The organism is Acinetobacter sp. MF4642 (assembly GCF_002018925.1).
In the GTDB taxonomy this organism is placed as follows: Bacteria; Pseudomonadota; Gammaproteobacteria; order Pseudomonadales; family Moraxellaceae; genus Acinetobacter; species Acinetobacter johnsonii.
The window spans coordinates 181,382-204,556 of record NZ_MVON01000001.1 but is presented as its reverse complement, the minus strand read 5'-3'; the positions used below and the strand labels follow the sequence as shown (position 1 = coordinate 204,556).

Genomic DNA, 23,175 nt, shown 5'->3' with positions numbered 1-23,175 from the left:
ATTCGGCAGAGCGGCTAAAAAAACGTTACAATGCACATGTTTTTTTGACCAGCCTCCCCCATATGCCGAACTTAGATTTGAACCTGATCGTCCTCCTGATCCTACTGGCTTGCGGTATTTTCAGTCACAATTCTGCAGTAACCATTGCTGCGGCAGTCCTCATTATTTTGCGGATGACACCACTGAGTGAATACTTCCCTCTCATCCAACAACATGGATTAAATATCGGGATCATCATTTTAACCATTGCAGTTTTAGTGCCTATTGCAAGTGGTAGAATTAGCGGTGAAAGTATTTTTAAATCTTTTTTAAGTGTCAAATCATTACTTGCTATCGCGATTGGCGTTTTGGTTGCATGGCTAGGCGGCCGTGGTGTGAAACTGATGTCAAACCAACCCGATGTTGTTGCAGGCTTGCTGGTCGGAACCGTTGCAGGAGTTGCTTTACTACGTGGCGTTCCAGTCGGCCCACTCATTGCGGCTGGTTTACTTACCCTAATCATTGGTACAGGACAGCCCTAGCCTAGCGAATACAAAAAAAACCAAATTCTCAAGCTAGGTCGAATTAATCTGTATTTGCTGCCTTTAAATTTGACTTCTTTTTATAGAATGTCCACTCAATATAGCGCTATGAATAAATATTCATCGTGCAGAACCTTCAGAGTTCATATGAATATTACGCTTGCTTAGTTCACTTATAACTTTTTCGAACAACCAAATTTTCATGTGATAAAGAACGTATAATACTTTTCATTTTCTCCTCTATTTATGTCCTCTCAAGAAAATAGCATCTCTCCCACAAGCCACTTATCTGTCATTATTTTGACATTAGCACTCGGTGGCTTTTGTATTGGTACGACTGAATTCGTTGCGATGGGACTCATCCAAGAGATCTCACAAAGTTTCAATCTCAGCATTCCTGTCACAGGGCATTTTATTAGTGCCTATGCTTTAGGTGTGACTATTGGCGCACCTGTGATTGCCATTTTGGCCGCAAAGGTTCCGCGTAAAACGCTCTTAATTGGTCTCATGCTATTTTATGGTATCGCCAATGCCAGTACAGCTCTCGCAAACAGCTATGAGTCTATGCTGATATCACGTTTTATTGCAGGTTTCCCTCACGGCGCTTACTTTGGTATTGCCACTTTGGTGGTTGCCGAGTTTGCTGGAAAACAAAAGCGTGCTTCGGCAGTCGCCATGCTCATGATGGGGCTGAATGTCGCGACCGTGATTGGTGTGCCTTTTGCGACATGGCTAGGTCAGCTGTATGGTTGGCGTGCAGGTTTTGAGTTTTCTGCATCTATCGCATTTTTGACCGTAGTCGCGATTTGTTTTGGCCTACCCAAAATGCAACTGGATCACACAGCCAGCATTCAAAATGAACTGTGTGGACTTAAAAATACACAAATGTGGCTAACGCTTGCTGTCGGTGCAATTGGATTTGGTGGACTATTCTCTGTATATAGTTATGTATCGCCTATTTTGACTGAATATACCCATGCCAGCATTCAAGTCATTCCGTTTGCGCTGGCGTGTATTGGGCTCGGGTTGGTCATTGGTGGTGTTGTCGCAGGACACTTTGCCGATAAAAACTTAAACAAGGCGATTATTTGGGTCTTAGTTTCCAATGCCTGCTCTTATGTACTTTGTGCTTTATCTCTGGATCAGCTTGCCACTGCTTTTATTGCACTCTTCTTAGTCAGCTTCAGTATTGCTGGTTTGGGGCCTTTATTACAAACCCGATTAATGGATGTCGCTGGCAATGCACAAGGCTTAGCTGCTTCACTCAATCACTCTGCATTTAATATTGCCAATGCTTTTGGTGCCTTCCTGGGCGGCTGGTTAATTAGCCAAGGTTTAGGTTGGTTAGCCCCGATCTGGGTCGGGGTTCTACTAAGTTTGGGTGGGCTAATTATTTTGCTACTGGCTTTTCAGCATGAGAAAAAGTCGATATCCGCATGTAAAAGCGATGCAAATCAGACTTGTTAGACCAATCTAGATCTCTATTCAGATAAAGTAAGGCATGTGTATAAATGTACAATTTTAACGTTGTTCACATGCCTTTTTACACCGATTTATTCAGGTAGTTTCTTCCCACAGTGTGGACAATAGGCATATTGCTCACGCTCTTGCCTTAAAGATTCTTCTTTTTGTTCACGAATGAGCTGTAAAATAATATCGTCTGTTTGCTCTTTGGTCAGCCCAACTTCTTTACGAACTTCTTCAATTTTTTCTGTCTCTAAGACAAAATCAATATCGCTATTTTGGATTAATTCTCGAAATCTAAGTTCAAGTTTTTCTTTACGTTGCTCCAGTTCATTGGCTAAACCATTCGCCAAAATACCGGCAGGCAACGCGGCCAAACCTACCCCTAAAATGGTAATAATCGCACCAAGAAAACGTCCTAACGGCGTAATAGGTGTCACATCGCCATAACCCACGGTGGTCAGTGTAACTACGGCCCACCACATTGAAGCTGGAATGGAGCTGAAAACTTCAGGTTGTGCCTGACTTTCAATCAAATACACCCCTGCAGCCGCCATAATGATCATAATCATTAAGATGAAAATAACCGCTTGAAATGAGCCTTTTTCGCGCTCAATGACACGTAATAAAATTTGTAGAGACACAAAGTAGCGGGTGAGCTTGAGAAGTCGAAGCAAACGAACAATTCTTAAGAATCGTAAGTCGAACTGAACAAAGAAGTTTAAATACGCAGGTAGAATAGCCAAAAGGTCGATAATCGCTCCACCACTTTTGACCCAATTTAGGCGGTTTTTCCAATCCGACTCAAAACTATTAGCTTCAGCAACTGACCAAAAACGTAAGAGATATTCGACGCTAAAAACGACAATAGAAAAGATTTCAAAATAATAGAAAAAGTCTTGATACAACACATAGTACTTTTGCACCGACTCCAGCAAGACCGCAGCAGCATTACTCATAATCAGTGCAATGAGAAAATAGTTCAACCCTCGACTTAAGGGCGTCTCATAATCCTCATTATGCAAATTGTTATAAACAAATTTGCGTAGCGTGTACCAAGCTGTCAATTTCATTACGATTCTAAGTTATTCTTATCCCTTAAAATTCAGTTTAACTGAAGTTCGGAGCAATGTAAGTAAGAAATTTCTGCACGAAACGCCCTACTTTTAAGATGTTATTCAATATATAACAGCGCTAGACGAACTTGGTCATAGCCCATACGCGGATTTGTCAGTTCCACAATTGGACGAAGCTTAATCGCACCATCCTCACTAAAGTGTTCTGTTTGCTGACGCTTCATTAAGCGTTTATAAATTTTCCGCACTTGCTCCACCACTTCTTCCCCAGGATGTGCCACGGAAATATCCAAGCCCTGCTCTTTATGCAACTTTGCCAAATGGTTGATAATGGTTGCTGCCGTTAAACCGCGCTCTTGTGCGATATCTGCAATTTCATAACCACCTTCAAACAGTTCACGTGTTTCATCGAGTGTTGCAGAAGCATAGTTGGCTTTACCTGCATTACGGGCAATTTTCTTTTCATTCCGCTCAATCTCAATTTCATTGAGCGTTCCACCACAGTGACGAATAAAGGCCTTGTGCTGTGGCTCAAGATCAATGGCCTCAAAATGTGTTTCAGCTTCATCGGACAGTTCTTGGAAGCGGCGGTCTGCTTTAATAGCAAGACTATCTAGCTCCAGAGCTTGTTCATTAAATCCCAGCAGCCTTAAACCATCCAAAGTCTTTAAGCGCGACAAAGCCACATAGCCCTGTCCTTTTTCAAAAGTATGACTAAGATTAATTTCCGCTGCCGCCAAAGTCATCCCTTGTGACTTATGAATGGTGATGGCCCATGCCAAACGTAATGGAATTTGCTGAAAACTGGCAATGGTTTTGCCTGCATCATTGTCCACTGACCACGTTTCAGGCTCAACCACCAGTACCGTACCATCAGTCAGTTTGACCTTCGGCAAGATCCCAAAATCATCATCTTCTTCAAAGCCCACCACTTCGCCTAAGCTACCGTTGATATAGCCCACATCGAAGTTGTTCTTTACAAACATCACTTTGGCATTTTTCTTGAGGGTTAAATTTTCAGGTGCACGCACAGAAGACTTTAAGGTTTCAATAAGCTTGTCATTGCCATCACACACTGCCTCAAACTGTCGACCTTCATTTTCAATTTCATTCAGATGTTTGAAGTTGATGGTGTCCACGTCCATATTATGTGTATATAAACGTGTAAAGGTTTCTCCAATATCTTGCTGACGTGTAGCTTGTAAAGCCTGCAAGTGCTGAGAGTTAATACTCTGACTGCGGATGGCATTTAAAATATCATTGAGGTAATCATTGCCCTGACGGTGCTGCTCAGTCAAATAGCACACACGAAACTTGGCTTCGACCCAAGCATCAGACATAAAACAGAATTTATCGCGATTACGCTCTTCATTTTTACCGACTGGCGGTAACTGGAAGAAATCACCTGCAACAATCACTTGAATCCCGCCAAATGGCTCTTCACTTTCTTTAAAGAACTTAAGGACTTTATTGACCAAATTGAGTTGCTTGGCATGTAACATCGAAATTTCATCAATGATTAAGACTTGGGCATTTTCTAAATGCTCTTTTAAGTATTTACGTTCTTTCATGCGTTTGAGTTCATCTTCCCCCAACGCATCTTTAATTCCAATGCCAGCCCAAGTATGAATAGTCATGCCATTCATATGCGTCGCGGCAATACCTGTAGAAGCCGTAATCGCCACAGGCACTTTACGAGCTTTTAAATAGTTAATGTATTGGTTCAGTGTATAGGTTTTTCCTGCACCAGCGGAACCGGTTAAAAAGACATTTTCGCCCGCTTTTAAGAGTTTGAGTGCAGTTTCTTGCTTCATAAGACCTATACCATTGATGAACGGCTATAGCCTACCGAGTTTTTGCAAAAAAGTTAAGCAGATCTCGTCACACAGTAAATGATGTGCGACAAATTAGGTCCATTGTTGTTTAATTTTTAAGAGCTTGATTATTGGGTTTGATTCAGCATGGCAATGAATTGTTCAGCGACGACAACATCATCAGGTAGCGCTTTTTGGTTATTTGGATATTCAAGCTGATCAAATAACAGTTGCCCTGCAATATAGTGACAACCGAGCGTCAAGTGCCGCTGTGCGTCGGTATGACTCATATGAAATGCAGCATATTCACGTACAATGATTCGCTCAGCAAAACTGGCTGCTAAGCAATGTTGAAAGCGACGTGACTCAGCAATGATGCGATCAATATCTTTGAGCTCCTCAAGCACCCAACTCTCAATAAAATAATAAGCTTCATGGCTGATCGGTTGCCATGAGACATAACCAAGCTTTCGTTTCAGTTCAGCGAGTAACTCTTGGCTATGCAACTGATCATGCCACTGCACAGCCTGATGAAATAGGCTCTTCCATGTGACATTTTTTAAAACCTCCTTTTGCGTCTCAAAATGTTCTGGCAAATAATCTCGCACATAAGCATCAAACACCGAAACTCGTAAAGGAGGCCGATTTAAATAAAACAACTGTCGAAAGCTTTCAATATGCAATTTATGTTGCTTTAACTGAAGATAAAAATCACGGTATTGTTGCTTATCTTCGCTAAAATAAACCACTAAGTCTTCTGGGAGTTTCTGCGCAATTTTATCTAGATGCTGAATATAGGCCTGCATTACGCGACTCAATTTTGTGTAGACTCGTTTCCCCCATTCGGGCTGCTGTTCTACCACACGGCGTAGCAGTTCGAGCCATTCATCTAAATACAAAATAGACGGGCTGATCGCTATACGCTGATCATCCATATCTTGGCGTCTATTTTTTAAGACCACATGCTGGTTGGCCTCCAGCTCAAACCAATGCTGTTGTAAGGCATGTTCATAGCAACTTTGTATAAATAAACGCGCCGCGACATGTTGGAAGTACTTTAAAGTCGTGACAATAATCTCAGGATGATAAGACTGCGTATCGAGATAACTTAAAGCCGTTACGGCAACGCGTATACTACTATGCTGAATATTTTGACTAACCCAGTCTGTCACCACCGCTTTTTGTTTGAATAACCAATTTACAGTACGGCTTTCATCAAAAATTGGAAGTTTGGCGACCTTCTTTTGCCATAGCTTGGTCTCAGCTTTTAAAAAATGCCGCTTAGACAACAAATCACGCGATGTCCAAAGATCCCGATGCATAAGCCGCACAAAGCCAAGCATATGGGGCTGCTCTTTAGCATGCGGATATAACAAGTGAATGTCGTGCGTATGATCCACCAACTCTTGTAAAGAAAACCGTTCAGGAAATGCCGTTTGTACAATGCGATAAACATACGGATCTAATAATTGATTGGCACTGCAACACAGCTCATCATAACTATTCATTAAAGACTGTAAGGGTAAAATATCTTCCGCCTGATCTGCATCTAAGTTACATAAGCGCTGCAACTCAGCCAGCAAACTTCGCTCAGAAACTAGATCAGCTGTATTGAATTCAACTTGCTGGCATAACTGTTGAAAGAGTTCTGATTGTGTTTCCCGTATTTCAGTCAAAATTGTTTGCACGCGACTCGGTCCATCGAACAAAACAAACACTTGTTGAAGAATCAGCTGACGCAGCTGTTTAACTTTATTGCGCAAATACAAAGAATGTTGTGGGGACTGATCACCCACTAAAAACACAATGTCGTGTAAACAAAACTCTTCGAGCGCTTCTGCATAGTGTCCTTGATAGATAAACTGTGGGACACACAGCTCCGCCTGTTCAACTGGCGCATAAAACTGAATATGAAAACAATGATTTAAAATTTCGATCCGTTGTGTTTTTACGTCAACACTTAAAACGTTTTGCACATTGAGTGTGGAGAGAAAAGCGAATTGCTCGTGATAAAGCTGCTGAATACTTGGAACAACTTGTCTTAACTGTATAGCAAGACTTTGATGTTGCTTAAGCTTATCATTTTGCTCCACGGCTTTTCCTCTTTGAATTTGGCTATTTTCACCACAACTTCAAAACCAATATAAACAAATCCTGAACCACAGGCTATGCCTTTTATCGATAGCCATTCTGTTCGGTGAAGCCATTTCTCCTCATTCCCTTACTCATGGTAGGTATTTGGTAGGTACACAAGTTTTTTGAATCATTCAATACTCTAAAAACGGTAATGAGCACCGATAACAACATAAATAATGGTAGAAGGAATCGCACCATGGCTTTTAAAAATATTGCAGATCAAACCAACGGTTTTTATATCCCTTGTGTTTCACTTTTTGGCCCAGGCTGTGCCAAAGAAATTGGTGGTAAAGCACAAAACCTCGGTGCAAAGAAAGCACTGATTGTAACCGACGCAGGTTTATTTAAATTTGGCGTAGCCGACACCATTGCAGGATATCTCAAAGATGCAGGTGTTGATAGCCACATCTTCCCAGGTGCAGAACCGAACCCAACTGACATCAATGTCCACAACGGCGTGACTGCGTATAACGAACAAGGTTGTGACTTTATTGTTTCCTTAGGTGGTGGTTCTTCGCATGACTGCGCTAAAGGTATTGGACTCGTGACTGCGGGTGGTGGTCATATTCGTGACTACGAAGGGATCGATAAAAGTACGGTTCCAATGACCCCTCTTATTGCCATCAACACCACGGCAGGTACAGCATCAGAAATGACGCGCTTCTGTATTATTACCAACACAGATACGCACGTAAAAATGGCAATTGTGGACTGGCGCTGCACTCCACTAATTGCAATTGATGACCCTAAACTGATGATTGCAAAACCTGCAAGCTTAACAGCGGCAACAGGTATGGATGCCTTAACCCATGCAGTAGAAGCTTATGTTTCAACAGCAGCAAACCCAATCACCGATGCCTGTGCTGAAAAAGCCATTTCAATGATTAGCGAATGGTTAAGTCCAGCAGTTGCGAACGGCGAAAACTTAGAAGCGCGTGATGCCATGAGTTATGCACAATATTTAGCAGGTATGGCATTTAACAATGCATCTCTAGGTTATGTCCATGCGATGGCTCACCAACTGGGTGGCTTCTATAACCTACCTCACGGCGTATGTAATGCAGTCCTACTTCCACACGTCTGTGAGTTCAACTTAATTGCCTGCCCTGACCGTTATGCACGAATTGCTGAACTGATGGGAGTTAACATCACAGGTTTAACTGTGACAGAGGCTGGATATGCTGCCATTGACGCAATTCGTGAACTATCTGCATCGATTGGTATTCCATCGAGCTTGTCTGAATTGGGTGTGAAAGAGCAAGATTTGGGTGTTATGTCTGAAAATGCGCAAAAAGATGCTTGCATGCTGACGAATCCACGTAAAGCAAACCATGCTCAAGTGGTCGACATCTTCAAAGCTGCACTCAAATCTGGTGCTTCAGTGGTCGATTTTAGAGCAGCGGTCTAAGTTCTCTCCTTAACTTTTAGTTTGCTTTGACAATTTAAGTGGAATGAAACAGACGTCCATACTGTTTCATTCAGGTAAGCCTAATCCTTGCTTACCTGTGCACTTAAATTGTCTTTTTTTATTTGTGGTTGACAAAGTTTTGCACTTCATCAAGGATAAGAAAACTCATGACAATAACAACCAGAGCAAATTATGTCAGCAAATCAAACTCATCCTGCGTATCAACCTGATGTCCTCGGCGAAGGCTATGAACAATTAAAAATCAGTTTTCCAGACGATTATGAAGGTACCGTATGCGCAACCCTCGTACGTAAAAAATCCCCGCAAAATACTCAAAAAGCTGTGCTGTATATCCATGGTTTTATTGACTACTTTTTCCAAACCGAAATGGCTGAACAATTTAATCAGCATGGTTATGATTTTTATGCGCTCGATTTAAGAAAATATGGTCGTTCTCACTTGAGCCATCAAAAATATTACAACGTCCGTGATCTCAGCGAATACGATGCTGAAATTACCCAAGCCTTAGAGATCATTGGCAATGAAGGCCATACTGCTGTGCTACTTGCAGGGCACTCTACGGGTGGCTTAATCACGACTTTATACGCTGCGCACAATCCTAAGCATCCGCTGATCAAAGCACTTTGGGCCAATAGCCCTTTTTATGATTTTAATATGCATCCCATTAAGCGCAAACTTGGCGTGCCGCAGCTCAGCCGACTCGCAAAGCGTTTTCCTGACCTCAAGTTTCCAAGTGAACTGAATAAATGGTATGTACCGAGCTTGCATCAAAACGAGCATGGTGAATGGAACTTTGATTTAGAGTGGAAACAACCAAGCTATTCTATGGTTCGAATCAGCTTTGTACGTGCAATCCATGAAGCACAGAAAGAAATTCATCGCGGTGATTTGAAGCTCTCTGTTCCTGCACTCATTATGCATTCACATCAAACGCTCAACCCAAAGAAATGGGGCCTAGCCGCGCAAACCAGTGATGTGATTTTAGATGTTAAAGACATTGAAAAGCAGGCTAAAAATTTACAAGGTGACGTCAGTGTCGTGACCATTCAAAATGGTTTACACGACTTAGTCCTCTCCGCACCTGAAGTTCGTGCCGAAGTCTATGCTAAGCTGTTCCAGTGGCTCGAGCAAAAAATAGTGTAACTACACCTTTCCAACACAATTCATAATTTTTAAATTTTATATTTCTCGAGTAGCTGATGCGCAGGATGTCCATCCGGTGTCAGCTCAATGAGTCGCTCAACCGCATCAATCGCCTCTGGGTAACGAGCAACATGTTTAAACAACATATCGGTTTCATTGGCTTTAAAAATCGCACTGCTTAAACGTGACTCCAAACAATCGCGCCATGCGCATAGAAATGGACTTTCTGTTTTAGGCAGTAAAACACCTGAACACAGCTTCAATGCGGTCTCAATATAGGCAGCATCTAAGGCCTGCTCGGCTTGTAAAAAATCGGCCTCAATATGCGCCAAAATTCGATAGGGACGAGATCCCAACATTCCACCGAGCAAGTCACGCAATTGTGACATTTCGGCCTTAAGTGTTCCCACACTCACCTTGCGCTCACCATATAAGGCCTGATGCAAAGTATCTAAAGTCATGCCCTGTGGGCACAACGCCAAGATGGTCAAAATTTCAATTTGTCGCGGTGTAAGGACCATCACTTTTCCATTGAAATGTACTTGTGGCACACCAAAAGCACGGATATACAACTGTTGACGCTGGTATTCTAACAGTGCCGTTTGAATGATGGATGCACAGCGCTCTGCTGCGAGTAGGCCAAGGCTATTATGATTTTTCCATGTGGTGGATAAATCAATCACCCCAAGGACGTGTTTTGAGTAAGGGTCGATGATTGGTGCAGCATAACAGACCCAATCATGGATGGAGCTCATGTAATGTTCATTTGAAAAGACACAACTGGACTGTTGCGTTTTTAAGGATAAGGCCAATGCATTGGTCCCCACCAATTCCTCTCGCCACTGCCCGCCTTCAACAAAATGTACACTTTCTGCCGCATTACGCATTTGTCTACTGGACGCACTCCAAATAATGGTACTACCAATATCACCTACAGCGACCACCATCGAAGACTGCTGTGCAATGTGTCTCAGTTCATCTGCACAATAACTCAAAGCATGCTGTAGCGCTGAACCTTGTGACATAGAACCTTCCGAAATGGGTGCAGCAAAGCGATCTTTTGGAATTTCTGCGGAGTTAGAGCGCTGCCATGAACTTGCAATACTTTTTCCCAGTTGTTCAGCTTGTACCGTCGAAATACTACTACTGGTTCTAAGCTTTTCTATTTCTTGTCTTTTCTGTATTAAATGTTGCATTGCCATCATTCCTTATACTCAAAACAATTCCTGATATACGTCCACTGTATTACTTGGTTGTAAACATTTGTCAAAGGCTTGTAAACCTCCTTCCTTCCAACCTTTTTCCAACCTTATATTAGTTATGCTACTTAAATATTGTACAGATGTACCTTATACCAAAGCTGTAGATGCTTTTAAAAAATCAATAAGCAAAGGAACTTCAATATGCGCTATGTAGACCCTAACCAATCTGGTTCTAAAGTAGAATTTAAAGCACAGTATGACAACTTTATTGGTGGCGAGTGGGTTGCTCCAGTAAAAGGTGAATACTTTGAAAATATCTCTCCTGTCGACGGTAAAGTTTTTACAAAAGTCCCTCGCTCATCTGTCGAAGACATCGAACTTGCACTGGATGCTGCGCACAAAGCCAAAGAACAATGGAACAAATCTTCTCCAACTACACGTTCAAATTTACTCCTTAAAATTGCAGATCGTCTAGAACAAAATCTAGAAAAATTGGCTGTGGCTGAAACATGGGACAACGGTAAACCGATTCGTGAAACACTTGCAGCGGACATTCCTTTAGCCATTGACCATTTCCGCTATTTCGCAGGTTGTATCCGTGCGCAAGAAGGCGGCATTTCTGAAATTGATGAAGATACCATTGCCTATCACTTCCACGAACCCTTGGGCGTGGTAGGACAAATCATTCCATGGAACTTCCCAATTTTGATGGCGACATGGAAAATTGCTCCTGCACTAGCTGCTGGGAACTGTATTGTTTTAAAACCTGCTGAACAGACCCCTGCGAGCATTTTGGTTTTAATTGAACTCATTCAAGACTTACTACCACCTGGTATTTTAAACATCGTCAACGGTTATGGTGTTGAAGTGGGTCGTCCACTCGCAACCAATCCACGTATTGCTAAAATTGCATTCACTGGCTCTACTGCTGTGGGTCAAATGATCATGCAATATGCCACTGAAAACGTAATTCCTGTAACTTTAGAATTAGGTGGTAAGTCTCCAAACATCTTCTTTGAAGACATTATGGATCAAGACGATGAGTTCTTAGACAAAGCCCTTGAAGGTTTTGCCATGTTTGCGCTTAACCAAGGTGAAATCTGTACGTGCCCATCGCGCGCTTTAGTTCAAGAAAGTATTGCAGATAAATTCCTTGAAATGGCAGTTGAACGTGTGAAACGCATTAAAACGGGTCACCCGCTCGATACAGAAACGATGATTGGTGCGCAAGCTTCACTTGAACAACAAGAGAAAATCTTGGGTTGTATCGCAACAGGTCGCGGTGAAGGTGCACAAGTACTAACAGGTGGTAGTGAGCGTAATGAAGTGGGTTCTGGTTTCTATATTGAACCAACCATTTTCAAAGGCACCAATGACATGAAAATTTTCCAAGAAGAAATTTTTGGGCCTGTACTTTCAGTGGCAACATTCAAAGACTTTGACGATGCCATTAAAATTGCCAACGACACTATTTATGGTTTAGGCGCTGGTGTATGGTCACGTTCAGCACATACCTCTTACCGTGCAGGTCGTGCAATTCAAGCGGGTCGAGTTTGGACCAACTGTTACCACATCTACCCTGCACATGCCGCTTTCGGTGGTTATAAAAAGTCAGGGATTGGTCGTGAAAACCACAAAATGATGCTCGATCATTACCAACAAACTAAAAACTTACTTGTGAGCTATGCAACTAAGCCTATGGGCTTCTTCTAAGCACTTAGCTTATTCGTATTCTGTTCTCTATGTGTTTAGGGTGATTCGTTACCCTGAACACCATCAACCATCAACCATCAACCATCAACCATCAACCATCAACCATCAACCATCAACCATCAAAACAATAATTCAAAACTGTGTCATATAAACATTAGACAGGACGTCTAATCTCTTGGTACTGAAATTGCATAAATATTGCATCCATCAAGCCATCTATAAAAACTCAAGATATGGAGCTTCACATGACCGATTCTCCCATTAACAGCCCAACAACTCCGCTCTCTACTTCAACGGTAAGCACATCTGACGACTATTTTGAAAAAAGGCAACTGAAACAAGGTGCTGTAGGCTGGCTATTATTAGTCGGTTTAGGCGTAGCGTATGTCATTTCAGGCGACTTTGCTGGCTGGAACTTCGGTCTTGCTCAAGGTGGCTGGGGCGGTATGTTTATCGCAACGGTTGTTGTAGCCATCATGTACTTATGCATGTGCCTGTCGATGTCTGAAATGGCCACCATGCTGCCCACTGCGGGAGGTGGCTATAGCTTTGCGCGTACCGCATTTGGCCCATTTGGTGGCTATCTCACTGGCACGGCGATTTTAATTGAATATGCCATCGCCCCTGCGGCTATCGCATGCTTTATTGGTGCCTACTGCGAGTCCTTATTTGGTATCGGTGGATGGATCATTTATCTAATCTGCTATCTGGTTTTTATGGGTATTCATCTTAAAGGTGCAGGTGAAGCCCTCAAGATCATGTTTGTCATTACCGCCATTGCAGCCGTAGCTCTTTTTGTCTTTATCATCGCAATGGCACCACATTTTAACAGCGCCAACTTATTTAACATTGCACCGACTGAAAATATCGGAGCAAGTAGCTTCCTACCGATGGGTTATATCGGTATTTGGGCGGCGGTGCCTTATGCGATTTGGTTTTTTTTAGCGGTGGAAGGTGTACCACTGGCAGCAGAAGAAGCCAAAGATCCATCTAAATCATTACCACGTGGTTTGATCGGTTCAATGCTGATTTTGGCCGCTTTTGCCCTACTTATTCTGTTCTTAGGAGCTGGTGCTGCTGGCGCAGAACAACTTAAGGAATCAGGCGCACCCTTAGTTGATGCACTGGTAGCCGTCTATGGTCAGAACAGCTGGTTAGGCAGCTTTGTCAATTTTGTCGGTCTGGCAGGTTTAATTGCGAGTTTCTTCTCCATCATCTATGCCTATTCACGTCAAATTTTCGCCTTATCCCGTGCGGGTTATTTACCAACCTCGTTATCCCTGACCAATAAAAACAAAGCGCCCTATTTAGCGATTATTATTCCCGGCATCATTGGTTTTTTATTGTCCCTAACAGGTGAAGGTGATCTGCTCATCCTGATGGCGGTATTTGGTGCGACTATTTCTTATGTCTTGATGATGCTTTCTCACATTAAACTGCGCATCAGCCGTCCAGAGTTGCATCGTCCCTATAAAACCCCAGGTGGGATTGTCACCTCATCAATTGCTTTGATTTTAGCCAGTATTGCGGTGATAGCTGGTTTTGTAGTGGATCCTAAAGTTTGGTTTATGGCTGCCGCTATTTATGCGGTCTTTATTGCCTACTTTATTTTCCATAGTCGCCATCGACTCGTTCAAGGTACACCTGAAGAAGAGTTTGAAAGTATTCGTAAGGCCGAACAAGACTTATAGAAGGACCTATGACATGGCTTATAAAACGTTGATTGGACATCAGCACTATGTGTTTAATGATTTAAAAACTTTAATGGCAAAAGCAACCCCGCTGCGCTCAGGTGATCAACTTGCAGGTGTTGCGGCGGAAAATGCCACTGAACGTGTTGCCGCACAAATGGCATTGGCCGATGTTCCATTGAAGCAGTTTTTAACTGAAGCGCTGATCAGCTATGAACAGGATGAAATAACCCGCCTGATTATCGATGAGCACCGTAGTGATTTATTTGCGCCTATTTCACATTTTACCGTAGGAGACTTTCGTAACTGGCTACTCAGTGAAGATGCGACTACGCAGAAATTACAACAACTTGCGCTCGGTTTAACCCCTGAAATGGTGGCTGCGGTGAGTAAGATTATGCGCAATCAAGACCTCATCTTGGTTGCGAGTAAATGTGAAGTCGTCACCCAATTTCGCAACACCATCGGTTTAAAAGGTCATCTCTCGACCCGTTTACAACCGAATCATCCGACCGATGATCTCTTGGGGATATCTGCTAGTATTTTGGATGGCTTGATGTATGGCAATGGGGATGCCGTCATTGGGATTAATCCTGCAACCGATAACCTACAAAATTTATCGGAGCTGCTCAAACTACTCGATCATGTGATTCAAGAGCATCATATTCCAACCCAGTCTTGTGTGCTGACGCATATCAGTTCGGGGATTCAACTGGCAGAGAAAAATGTGCCGATTGATTTAATGTTTCAGTCGATTGCAGGCACTCAGCGCGCCAATGAAGGTTTCGGCATTAATCTCGAATTACTGCGTGAAGGCTATGAAGCAACACTGGCTCTCAAGCGTGGGACTGTGGGACAAAATGTGATGTATTTTGAAACAGGTCAAGGCAGTGCTTTATCTAGTAATGCGCATCACGGCGTAGATCAGCAAACCTTAGAAGTCCGTGCCTATGCAGTAGCTCGTAAATTTAACCCACTACTGGTAAATACTGTGGTTGGGTTTATTGGCCCAGAGTATTTATACAATGGCAAACAAATTATCCGTGCAGGCTTGGAAGACCATTTTTGTGGCAAGCTCCTAGGCTTACCTATGGGCTGCGACATTTGCTATACCAACCATGCCGATGCCGACCAAAATGACATGGATGTACTACTCACCCTTTTCGGTGCAGCAGGTTTGAACTTTATTATGGGCATTCCGGGTTCGGATGACGTCATGCTGAACTATCAAACCACGTCATTTCATGATGCGCTGTATTTAAGGCAACTTTTAGGCTTAAAAGCCGGACCTGAGTTTGATCTGTGGTTGGCAGAACAAGGCATCTTTAAACAACAGCAGCAGCACATTCTCTGGCCAGAACATATCCCGCCACAATTTGAAAAACTTTTACATATATAAGGAGCAACTTATGTCACTTGTTCCTCTAGAAAACTATCAATCTGAACAGCATCAGGATGTTTGGGAAAACTTAAAGAAATTTACCGATGCTCGTATCGCCATTGGACGTGCAGGCTGTAGCATCCCGACCCATGAACTGCTGAAATTTCAACTAGCACATGCGGAAGCGCAAGATGCGGTACATCAAGCTTTAGATGTCGAACACTTAGTTGCAAGTTTTAATACACTAGGTTTGGATAGTCTGACGGTACACAGTCAAGCTGAAAATAAACAAGAATACTTAAAACGTCCTGACCTAGGTCGCCTGTTAAGTCCAGCTTCACAACATGGCTTAGAGGTCTTTAAAGCCAGTAACCCGCAAAACTATGATGTCTGCATTGTGATTGGTGATGGACTATCTGCACGGGCAATTGAAGAAAATGCAGTGCCTTTTATTCAACACCTTATCCCGCAGTTGCAAGCGGAACACTGGAGCATTGCACCGATGGTTATTGCTACTGGAAGCCGAGTCGCTTTGGGTGATCCAGTTGCAGAGTGCCTACACGCGACTATGCTCGTGATGCTGATTGGCGAAAGGCCTGGCCTAAGCTCACCTGATAGTATGGGCATTTACTATACATGGAAAGCAGCCTCAGGTACGTTGGATGCTAAACGGAACTGTATTTCAAATGTTCGACCTGCGGGCTTAAGCATTCCTGTTGCAGTACAACGGCTAATGTCTCTCATGCGTGGCTCTAAGAAACTCGGTTACTCAGGTGTAGACTTAAAAGATGAACATAAAATGGTGAGTCTAGACACGGAACATGCGCCTAAGCGTTTATTTTAATTTGAAGCAGATCAGCCGTGATTTTACGGCTGATCTTAAATAGCATGTTATGTTGATTTAGTTTTTTTAGCTTGCTTTATTCAGCGCTTGTTCTACAAAATGTAGGCGATCTTGGCCCCAATACATTTCATCACCCACAAAGAATGTCGGTGCGCCGAAAATGCCACGTTGAATGGCCTGTTCTGTTTCAGTGATCAGTTTTTGTTTCACCACATCCGACTGAACCATACTCATAATATCTTCTACAGAAAAGCCACTTGGTTCTAGCATTTCTGCCAAGACAGTAGGTTCATTCAGATTTTGTGGTGTACCAAACATCGCATCGAATAAAAGTTTTAAAACTTGCTCAAACTTTTCTAGATGCAACAATTGAACGCCTGTCAAAATGCGCATTAGGGTTAAAGTGTTCATTGGAAAATGCGGATTCATTTGCATTGGGATATGGTAATACTCCGCCCAGCGTTGCATATCTAAGATTGAATAAACCCCTTTGACAGGAATCTCTATCGGACTACGATTACCTGTTGCTTTAAACACCCCGCCTAATAAAATAGGCTTATACACAATCTGAATCTCTTGCTGCTCTGCTATTTGCAGTAAACGATAGTAGGCCAAATAGCTATATGGGCTGCCCAAATCAAAATAAAATTCTACGCTTTTCATGCTTTGTCCTTTTACCACGTTTCCATCCAAGGTCTTAAATCTAACTCATGCGTCCATGCATCGCGCGGTTGCTGCGACAAATGCCAATAATTTTCTGCAATATGCACGGGATTTAATATGCCATCCTGTTCTTTGCGCGCGTACATCTCAGGAAAAGTGTCTTTAATAAAATCGGTATCAATTGCCCCATCCACCACCACGTGTGCCACATGAATATTTTTCGGGCCAAGCTCACGTGCCATACTTTGCGCTAAAGCACGCAGTGCATGTTTCGCCCCTGCAAAAGCGGCAAAGTTTGCTGCACCTCTTATGCCTGCGGTTGCACCCGTGAAAATAATGCTCCCATGTTCACGCACGAGCATACGCTTCGCCACTTCACGCCCTGTCAAGAACGCGCCGAAACATGCCATTTCCCAAATTTTAAAATACTTACGTGCAGTTTCTTCTAAAATACTACATGGCACATTCGCCCCAATGTTAAACACTAAAACATCGATTTCACCAATATTGGCTTCAATTTCTTCTACCAAAGCGATGACTTGATCTTCTTTACGTGCATCCGACGCAAAGCCATATGCAAGGCCACCTTCAGCTTCTATCTCTGCAATTAAGGGCTGGAGTTTTTCGGCATTTCTTCGCGTCATGCAGGTGATGTATCCACCACGTGCAAACCGTTTCGCAATTTCACCCCCTGTAGCATCTCCTGCGCCAATCACTAACGCAACTTTCTTTTTAGCATCAGCCTTTTGCAACTGCTGTTCTGGCTGTAGTCCATCCATAAATACACTCCCTTTATAAAATAACGATCGTTATCATAACGATCACTATGTTATAGTTTTCAGCATCAGTCAATTTTATTTTGATGAAACTCCTATGCGCTATAAAACAGGCTATAAAGAAGAAAAACGTCAAGAGCTGCTTAAAATCAGTGCTCAACTGGCCAAGAAGCAAGGCTTTGCCAATACTGGCGTCGACGGTTTTATGAAAGCGGCTCAAATGACCAGCGGTGCTTTTTATTCGCATTTTTCATCAAAACATGAATTATTTGAAGCACTGATCCAATCCGAGTTACAACACAGCTTTCAAGCATGGCAAGCCAATCCGCATGACAACCTCGAAGAGTGGATTGACTTCGAACTTGAACGTTATTTAGCGCTGTCTCATGTGCAACGTCCAGATCAAGGCTGTGTTATTCCCTCTCTTGCAGCCGAGGTAGCACGTAGTAGTGAAACAACAAAACTGTGTTTTCAACAGGAAATGCTTCGTGGTCACGCACTCTTTACACAACATCTAGGCAATGAAACACAAGCTTGGGCGGTACTGTGTCAACTGGTCGGTGCAATCGTCATGGCGCGGAGCATGGCGGATGAACATCTACAACGAGAAATTTTAAGCTCAAGCAAATGGATGATTAAAAACATGCTGCAGCGCAAGTGAAAGCTTGGATTGAGTTCATAGTTTTTCTACATTTTTTCTGATTTATTGCCTTCAACTTCTGTGCATTTCCCTGTACATTTTTACATTCCTTTAACGCCTGTGAACGAGCCAACTATGACGACCCTACCCGATACCATATACGCGATTCAGCATCTTGCTTTTGAAGATTTGGGTGCATGGGAAGATATGTTATATCAATTGGGTTATCGGGTACGATATTTTGAAGCCGGCAAAGATGACTTAGCTAAAGCGTTGGATTACACAGGTCTAACCGTCATTTTAGGTGGCCCAATTGGGGTATATGAAATTGAAGACTACCCTTTCTTACAACACGAAATAGACTTACTTAAAGTTCGTTTAGAAAAAAACTTACCGACTGTAGGAATTTGCTTAGGCGCACAGTTGATTGCATATGCACTCGGTGCAAAAGTATATGCAGGTCATAGCAAAGAAATTGGCTGGAGTCAGTTACAGCTCAATACCGTTGAACAGAACCCACTACAAGCACTGGTAGGAACTGAAGTGCTACATTGGCATGGAGACACCTTTGAACTCCCTGCTCAAGCTGAACTGTTGGCCAGCTCAGAAGTTTATCCCAACCAAGCTTTTCGTGTAGGCAAAAATATTCTTGGCTTACAGTTCCATCCTGAAGTCGCAGCGGATGGTTTAGAAAAATGGCTAATCGGGCATACTGCTGAACTTCGTCAAGCGAACATCAATATTTCAGCATTACGTGCAGACAACCAACGCTTTGCAGCTCAACTAGAGCATGTCTCTGGACAAGTTTTGGCAGCGTATTTAAAAGCACTCGTTATATAATTCAGCCATAATCCGTTCAATGCGCCTATTGCTCTAACTTTTAAGTTTACAGCAGACATAAAAAAGCACCTCTATGAAGGTGTTTTTTTGGTAGATATGAATTATTTTGCAACAGCTTTAGGCTGTGGAACTGATGCTTCAGTGGTGATATTCACAGTGATTTTATCACCCACGTTAGGCACGTATGCGCCTACACCAAAAGCAGAACGGTCAAATGAAGTGGTTGCATTGAAACCAATTGACTGTGCCTTGGTCATCGGGTGCTCACCTTGTTTATTCAGCACTGCATCTAAAACGACAGGTTTTGTCACATTTTTAATGGTTAAATCACCTGTGATTTTGTATTTATTCGCACCAAGAGCTTGTACTTTTGTACTTTTAAAGGTGATGGTTGGGTATTTTGCCGCATCAAAGAAATCAGCCGCTTGTAAGTGTTCATCTAAAGCTTTTACGTTGGTGTTTAAGCTAGATAAAGGAATCGTTACATTCACCGATGAGTTTGTAGGTTTTGCATTATCAACATTAATCACACCCTGAATGTCGCTGAAGTTTGCAGATGGCGTTGAAAAACCAAAGTGACTCCATGTGAAAACTGTTGCTGTGTGTGTAGGGTCAATTTGATATGCCACAGGTTTCGCCATAGCAAATGTAGTCGCAGTTGCAACAGCCAAACCGATTGTTAAAGCTTTAAAGTTCATGTTTTTATCTCACATTGGAATACTGCTTAGTCTATAGAGTTCTACAACGAATACATCTATAAAGATAAAACGATATGTTGCAACTTTAGAACGATATAATTGTTTTTAAATGTAGCGACTTACCTACACCTGATATTGAATGAAACCAATCTTCTTCGCGACTTTATTCTAGATTTGCTGTGAGACTAAATTATCCTGATGGGTGAGCCAATAAACCCGATCACATGCTCGCTTTTCGGTACGCATTTTGACGTGTTCGATTAAAGCTCTTGCAACCCCTAGCCCACGATAGTACTCATGCGTAAACAAATCTTGCAAGTAGGCATAAGGCTTTAACGTCTAACAACTATCATGTTCTACCACATGCACAATGCCTACAACCCGACCGGCCATAAGTGCGGCAAAACCATATATATGCTCACGCTTAGAATCAGTCAGTTTATGCCACGTATTTTCAGATATCTGCTCCAATAAATCAGCCTGATAAGCTTGCCATAATACAGCCCAGATCGACTGATCTATTTCTGTCAGTGGCACAATATGAATATTTGGTACTTCCATTTTGTTTTCAAAGTGATGTTTATTTTTGTAAGGCTTATATTTAAATTGAAATCATTACAAAGAAAAAGCCTTATTGAATCGCTTCAATAAGGCTTCTTTTAGACGTGACAACCATCATAGTTTTTCAATCAGAATCCGATCAATCAACTTCATACCTGTCTGCTTTTCATGGTTTTTACGACGGATCTTAATTTGCTTATCTTCTGCTAAATCTTGCAATAACAGTTCAACAGCAACCATCGCCTCCAAAGGTAGATCTGGTCCAATCCACTTCTGTTCGCCCGCATCCATCAATACAACTTCATCATGAATTTGATCGTACAAGCTCATATCATCACCTAAAATTTATGCAGCTACTTCAGCAGCAGCTTGCATATTATATACACCATTCAAAATAAAAGACGCCCCTAAACTGGAGCGTCCTTCAAACAGTTAATTTTAAAAATTAAGCTGTCAATTCTTTTACCGCAGCAACAACTGCTTCAGTGGCAATACCGAAGTATTGGTATAAGTCTTTCGCAGGTGCAGATTCACCATAAGTCGTCATACCAATTACACGACCATCTAAACCTACAAACTTCCACCAGTAGTCTACATGTGCTGCTTCAACAGCAACACGCGCACGAATGTTTGATGGAAGAACCGCTTCACGGTACGCTGCATCTTGCTTCACAAATTCTTCAGCACATGGCATAGACACGACACGCACACCGTCAAGTTGTGCATGCGCTTCCATTGCTAAAGATACTTCAGAACCCGTCGCAATAATAATCGCTTTTAATTCGCCTTTTTCTTCAGCCAATACATAACCACCTTTCGCTACATTTGCAATTTGTGCATCTGTACGTGTTTGGAATGGTAAGTTTTGGCGAGAGAAGATCAACGCTGTTGGGCCTTCTGAACGTACAAGTGCAGATTTCCAAGACACAGCAGCTTCAACTGTGTCACATGGACGCCAAGTATTTAAGTTTGGTGTACCACGTAAAGACGCAATTTGCTCTACAGGTTGATGCGTCGGACCATCTTCACCCAAACCAATAGAGTCATGTGTATATACATGGATTACACGTTGTTTCATCAACGCAGACATACGTACTGCATTACGCGCATATTCCATAAACATAAGGAATGTTGCAACGTAAGGAATGAAACCACCGTGAAGCGCAACACCGTTTGCAATGGCAGTCATACCAAACTCACGTACGCCATAGTGTACGTAGTTACCTGCTGGATTGTCTTGAACACCTTGGCAACCTTTCCAAAGTGTTAAGTTAGAACCCGCCAAGTCCGCAGAACCGCCTAATAGTTCAGGCAATAATGGACCGAAAGCTTGCAATGTGTTTTGGCTTGCCTTACGTGTAGCAATGGTTTCAGCTTTTGCATTAGTTTCTGCGATAAATGCATCTGCTTGAGCAAGGAATTCAGCTGGCAATTCACCTGAAAGGCGACGTTTTAATTCAGCTGCTTCAGTTGGATATTTTGCTGCATATTGAGCAAATAATTCATTCCAAGCCGCTTCAGAAGCCGTCCCTTTCGCTTTTGCATCCCATGCTGCATAAACGTCAGCAGGAATTTCAAATGGACCTTCAGTCCAGCCCAATGCTTCACGTGTTAATGCGATTTCGTCATTACCTAGCGGCGCACCGTGGCAGTCTTCTTTACCTTGCTTGTTTGGTGAACCTAGACCAATAATCGTTTTACAGATGATGATCGTTGGTTTTTTCGTTTCAGCTTTTGCTTGCAAAGTTGCAGCACGTAATGCATCTGCATCATGACCATCAGCTTTAAGTACTTGCCAACCATAAGCCAAGAAACGTTGCTCTGTATCGTCAGAGAACCAACCTTCTACTTCACCATCAATCGAAATACCGTTGTCGTCATAGTAAGCAATCAGTTTACCCAGACCTAGTGTACCTGCAAGTGAACATGCTTCGTGAGAAACACCTTCCATTAAACAGCCATCACCTAAGAAGCAGTAAGTGAAATGGTCAACAACACTCATCTCATCTTTGTTGAACTGCGCTGCTAGAGTTTTTTCAGCTAGAGCAAAACCAACTGCGTTTGCAATCCCCTGACCAAGCGGGCCAGTTGTCGTTTCAATACCTGGTGCATAACCTAATTCTGGGTGACCCGGCGTTTTAGAGTGCAGTTGACGGAATGCTTTTAAATCTTCAATTGATAAATCATAGCCCGTAAGGTGCAATAACGCATATTGCAGCATAGAGCCATGACCATTTGATAGTACAAAACGGTCACGGTTCGCCCATTGAGGGTTAGTCGGGTTATGGTTGAAAAACTCACGCCATACCACATCAGCGATATCAGCCATCCCCATTGGCGCACCTGGATGTCCAGAGTTTGCTTTTTGCACAGCATCCATTGCCAATACACGAATTGCGTTTGCAATACGACGTTCGTTAAGCGGGGTTGTCATAGGTCAGAGTCCAAACAAATGATTTAAAGAGTAAGATGAATAGAATTCAAAGATGGGTGTATTGTCTTAAAAAAAGAGGAATGGGTAAAGCCTAATGGACAATATTTCGCTATTTATTCATCATCAATGTCTAATAAATGCGGGCATTG

The 23,175-nt window shown here is 42.6% G+C and carries 19 protein-coding genes and 1 pseudogene; 10 read left to right on the top strand and 10 right to left on the bottom strand.

The features are described from left to right. Positions 1–62: 62 nt before the first annotated feature. Both MF4642_RS01005 and MF4642_RS01000 read left to right on the top strand, forming a co-directional pair. The gene (locus MF4642_RS01005; protein WP_004696797.1) at positions 63–521 is read left to right on the top strand and encodes a DUF441 domain-containing protein; all 459 of its coding nucleotides are present in this window, start codon (positions 63–65) and stop codon (positions 519–521) included. Positions 522–767: 246 nt separating this feature from the next. Next, on the top strand, positions 768–1,988 hold the full coding sequence (locus MF4642_RS01000; protein ID WP_078425008.1) for an MFS transporter: 1,221 nt from the start codon (positions 768–770) through the stop codon (positions 1,986–1,988). 86 nt (positions 1,989–2,074) lie between these two features. Here the strand turns inward: MF4642_RS01000 and MF4642_RS00995 are convergent, their stop codons facing one another. From MF4642_RS00995 to MF4642_RS00985, 3 genes are all read right to left on the bottom strand, one after another. Further along, positions 2,075–3,058, bottom strand: a complete 984-nt coding sequence (locus tag MF4642_RS00995; RefSeq protein WP_078425007.1) for an ion transporter — start codon at positions 3,056–3,058, stop codon at positions 2,075–2,077. A gap of 101 nt (positions 3,059–3,159) precedes the next feature. Beyond that, positions 3,160–4,875, bottom strand: a complete 1,716-nt coding sequence (locus MF4642_RS00990; protein WP_078425006.1) for an AAA family ATPase — start codon at positions 4,873–4,875, stop codon at positions 3,160–3,162. A gap of 128 nt (positions 4,876–5,003) precedes the next feature. After that, positions 5,004–6,968 carry a hypothetical protein gene (locus tag MF4642_RS00985; RefSeq protein ID WP_078425005.1) on the bottom strand — a complete coding sequence of 655 codons (1,965 nt, stop codon included), beginning with the start codon at positions 6,966–6,968 and terminating at the stop codon, positions 5,004–5,006. Positions 6,969–7,207: 239 nt separating this feature from the next. Here MF4642_RS00985 and mdh point away from each other — a divergent pair, with 239 nt between their 5' ends. Then, positions 7,208–8,419, top strand: coding sequence for an iron-dependent methanol dehydrogenase (gene mdh / locus MF4642_RS00980; RefSeq protein ID WP_078425004.1), 1,212 nt, complete (start codon positions 7,208–7,210; stop codon positions 8,417–8,419). 192 nt (positions 8,420–8,611) lie between these two features. After that, positions 8,612–9,583, top strand: a complete 972-nt coding sequence (locus tag MF4642_RS00975) for an alpha/beta hydrolase (RefSeq protein ID WP_078425003.1) — start codon at positions 8,612–8,614, stop codon at positions 9,581–9,583. A gap of 29 nt (positions 9,584–9,612) precedes the next feature. On the opposite strand, the gene MF4642_RS00970 is transcribed toward MF4642_RS00975, so the two are convergent. Further along, on the bottom strand, positions 9,613–10,788 hold the full coding sequence (locus tag MF4642_RS00970; RefSeq protein ID WP_010326873.1) for a helix-turn-helix domain-containing protein: 1,176 nt from the start codon (positions 10,786–10,788) through the stop codon (positions 9,613–9,615). Between the two features lie 198 nt (positions 10,789–10,986). Between MF4642_RS00970 and MF4642_RS00965 the strand changes: the two genes are divergently transcribed. The 4 genes from MF4642_RS00965 (at position 10,987) to eutC (ending at position 16,414) form a co-directional block, all read left to right on the top strand. Beyond that, positions 10,987–12,498: an aldehyde dehydrogenase family protein gene (locus tag MF4642_RS00965; RefSeq protein WP_005401131.1), complete on the top strand. Its 1,512-nt coding sequence runs from the start codon at positions 10,987–10,989 to the stop codon at positions 12,496–12,498. A 245-nt stretch (positions 12,499–12,743) separates the two neighbouring features. Next, the gene (gene eat, locus MF4642_RS00960) at positions 12,744–14,189 is read left to right on the top strand and encodes an ethanolamine permease (RefSeq protein ID WP_078425002.1); all 1,446 of its coding nucleotides are present in this window, start codon (positions 12,744–12,746) and stop codon (positions 14,187–14,189) included. Between the two features lie 13 nt (positions 14,190–14,202). Further along, positions 14,203–15,588 carry an ethanolamine ammonia-lyase subunit EutB gene (locus MF4642_RS00955; protein ID WP_078425001.1) on the top strand — a complete coding sequence of 462 codons (1,386 nt, stop codon included), beginning with the start codon at positions 14,203–14,205 and terminating at the stop codon, positions 15,586–15,588. A gap of 10 nt (positions 15,589–15,598) precedes the next feature. Beyond that, positions 15,599–16,414: an ethanolamine ammonia-lyase subunit EutC gene (gene eutC, locus MF4642_RS00950; protein WP_078425000.1), complete on the top strand. Its 816-nt coding sequence runs from the start codon at positions 15,599–15,601 to the stop codon at positions 16,412–16,414. Between the two features lie 66 nt (positions 16,415–16,480). On the opposite strand, the gene MF4642_RS00945 is transcribed toward eutC, so the two are convergent. Further along, positions 16,481–17,077, bottom strand: coding sequence for a 2-hydroxychromene-2-carboxylate isomerase (locus MF4642_RS00945; RefSeq protein WP_078425066.1), 597 nt, complete (start codon positions 17,075–17,077; stop codon positions 16,481–16,483). Positions 17,078–17,088: 11 nt separating this feature from the next. Further along, the gene (locus tag MF4642_RS00940; RefSeq protein ID WP_078424999.1) at positions 17,089–17,856 is read right to left on the bottom strand and encodes an SDR family oxidoreductase; all 768 of its coding nucleotides are present in this window, start codon (positions 17,854–17,856) and stop codon (positions 17,089–17,091) included. Positions 17,857–17,950: 94 nt separating this feature from the next. Between MF4642_RS00940 and MF4642_RS00935 the strand changes: the two genes are divergently transcribed. Then, positions 17,951–18,514, top strand: a complete 564-nt coding sequence (locus tag MF4642_RS00935) for a TetR/AcrR family transcriptional regulator (RefSeq protein WP_078424998.1) — start codon at positions 17,951–17,953, stop codon at positions 18,512–18,514. A gap of 114 nt (positions 18,515–18,628) precedes the next feature. Beyond that, positions 18,629–19,333, top strand: a complete 705-nt coding sequence (locus MF4642_RS00930) for a glutamine amidotransferase (RefSeq protein WP_078425065.1) — start codon at positions 18,629–18,631, stop codon at positions 19,331–19,333. 101 nt (positions 19,334–19,434) lie between these two features. Here MF4642_RS00930 and MF4642_RS00925 read toward each other — a convergent pair whose 3' ends face one another. From MF4642_RS00925 to tkt, 4 genes and pseudogenes are all read right to left on the bottom strand, one after another. Beyond that, positions 19,435–20,031: a YceI family protein gene (locus MF4642_RS00925; protein ID WP_078424997.1), complete on the bottom strand. Its 597-nt coding sequence runs from the start codon at positions 20,029–20,031 to the stop codon at positions 19,435–19,437. A gap of 168 nt (positions 20,032–20,199) precedes the next feature. Next, a pseudogene (locus MF4642_RS17300) lies at positions 20,200–20,592 on the bottom strand (GNAT family N-acetyltransferase). A gap of 114 nt (positions 20,593–20,706) precedes the next feature. Further along, positions 20,707–20,922 (bottom strand): hypothetical protein, encoded by a 216-nt coding sequence (locus tag MF4642_RS00915; RefSeq protein WP_004696769.1) that lies wholly within the window; start codon positions 20,920–20,922, stop codon positions 20,707–20,709. A 115-nt stretch (positions 20,923–21,037) separates the two neighbouring features. Continuing rightward, on the bottom strand, positions 21,038–23,026 hold the full coding sequence (gene tkt / locus MF4642_RS00910; protein WP_078424996.1) for a transketolase: 1,989 nt from the start codon (positions 23,024–23,026) through the stop codon (positions 21,038–21,040). Positions 23,027–23,175 lie beyond the last annotated feature (149 nt).

Bases quoted from the DNA above. Each gene is read 5' to 3' on its own strand.
- MF4642_RS01005 (WP_004696797.1), top strand. From the start codon at position 63: ATGCCGAACTTAGATTTGAACCTGATCGTCCTCCTGATCCTACTGGCT.
- MF4642_RS01000 (WP_078425008.1), top strand. From the start codon at position 768: ATGTCCTCTCAAGAAAATAGCATCTCTCCCACAAGCCACTTATCTGTC.
- MF4642_RS00995 (WP_078425007.1), bottom strand. From the start codon at position 3,058: ATGAAATTGACAGCTTGGTACACGCTACGCAAATTTGTTTATAACAAT.
- MF4642_RS00990 (WP_078425006.1), bottom strand. From the start codon at position 4,875: ATGAAGCAAGAAACTGCACTCAAACTCTTAAAAGCGGGCGAAAATGTC.
- mdh (WP_078425004.1), top strand. From the start codon at position 7,208: ATGGCTTTTAAAAATATTGCAGATCAAACCAACGGTTTTTATATCCCT.
- MF4642_RS00975 (WP_078425003.1), top strand. From the start codon at position 8,612: ATGTCAGCAAATCAAACTCATCCTGCGTATCAACCTGATGTCCTCGGC.
- MF4642_RS00970 (WP_010326873.1), bottom strand. From the start codon at position 10,788: ATGATGGCAATGCAACATTTAATACAGAAAAGACAAGAAATAGAAAAG.
- MF4642_RS00965 (WP_005401131.1), top strand. From the start codon at position 10,987: ATGCGCTATGTAGACCCTAACCAATCTGGTTCTAAAGTAGAATTTAAA.
- eat (WP_078425002.1), top strand. From the start codon at position 12,744: ATGACCGATTCTCCCATTAACAGCCCAACAACTCCGCTCTCTACTTCA.
- MF4642_RS00955 (WP_078425001.1), top strand. From the start codon at position 14,203: ATGGCTTATAAAACGTTGATTGGACATCAGCACTATGTGTTTAATGAT.
- eutC (WP_078425000.1), top strand. From the start codon at position 15,599: ATGTCACTTGTTCCTCTAGAAAACTATCAATCTGAACAGCATCAGGAT.
- MF4642_RS00945 (WP_078425066.1), bottom strand. From the start codon at position 17,077: ATGAAAAGCGTAGAATTTTATTTTGATTTGGGCAGCCCATATAGCTAT.
- MF4642_RS00940 (WP_078424999.1), bottom strand. From the start codon at position 17,856: ATGGATGGACTACAGCCAGAACAGCAGTTGCAAAAGGCTGATGCTAAA.
- MF4642_RS00935 (WP_078424998.1), top strand. From the start codon at position 17,951: ATGCGCTATAAAACAGGCTATAAAGAAGAAAAACGTCAAGAGCTGCTT.
- MF4642_RS00930 (WP_078425065.1), top strand. From the start codon at position 18,629: ATGACGACCCTACCCGATACCATATACGCGATTCAGCATCTTGCTTTT.
- MF4642_RS00925 (WP_078424997.1), bottom strand. From the start codon at position 20,031: ATGAACTTTAAAGCTTTAACAATCGGTTTGGCTGTTGCAACTGCGACT.
- MF4642_RS00915 (WP_004696769.1), bottom strand. From the start codon at position 20,922: ATGAGCTTGTACGATCAAATTCATGATGAAGTTGTATTGATGGATGCG.
- tkt (WP_078424996.1), bottom strand. From the start codon at position 23,026: ATGACAACCCCGCTTAACGAACGTCGTATTGCAAACGCAATTCGTGTA.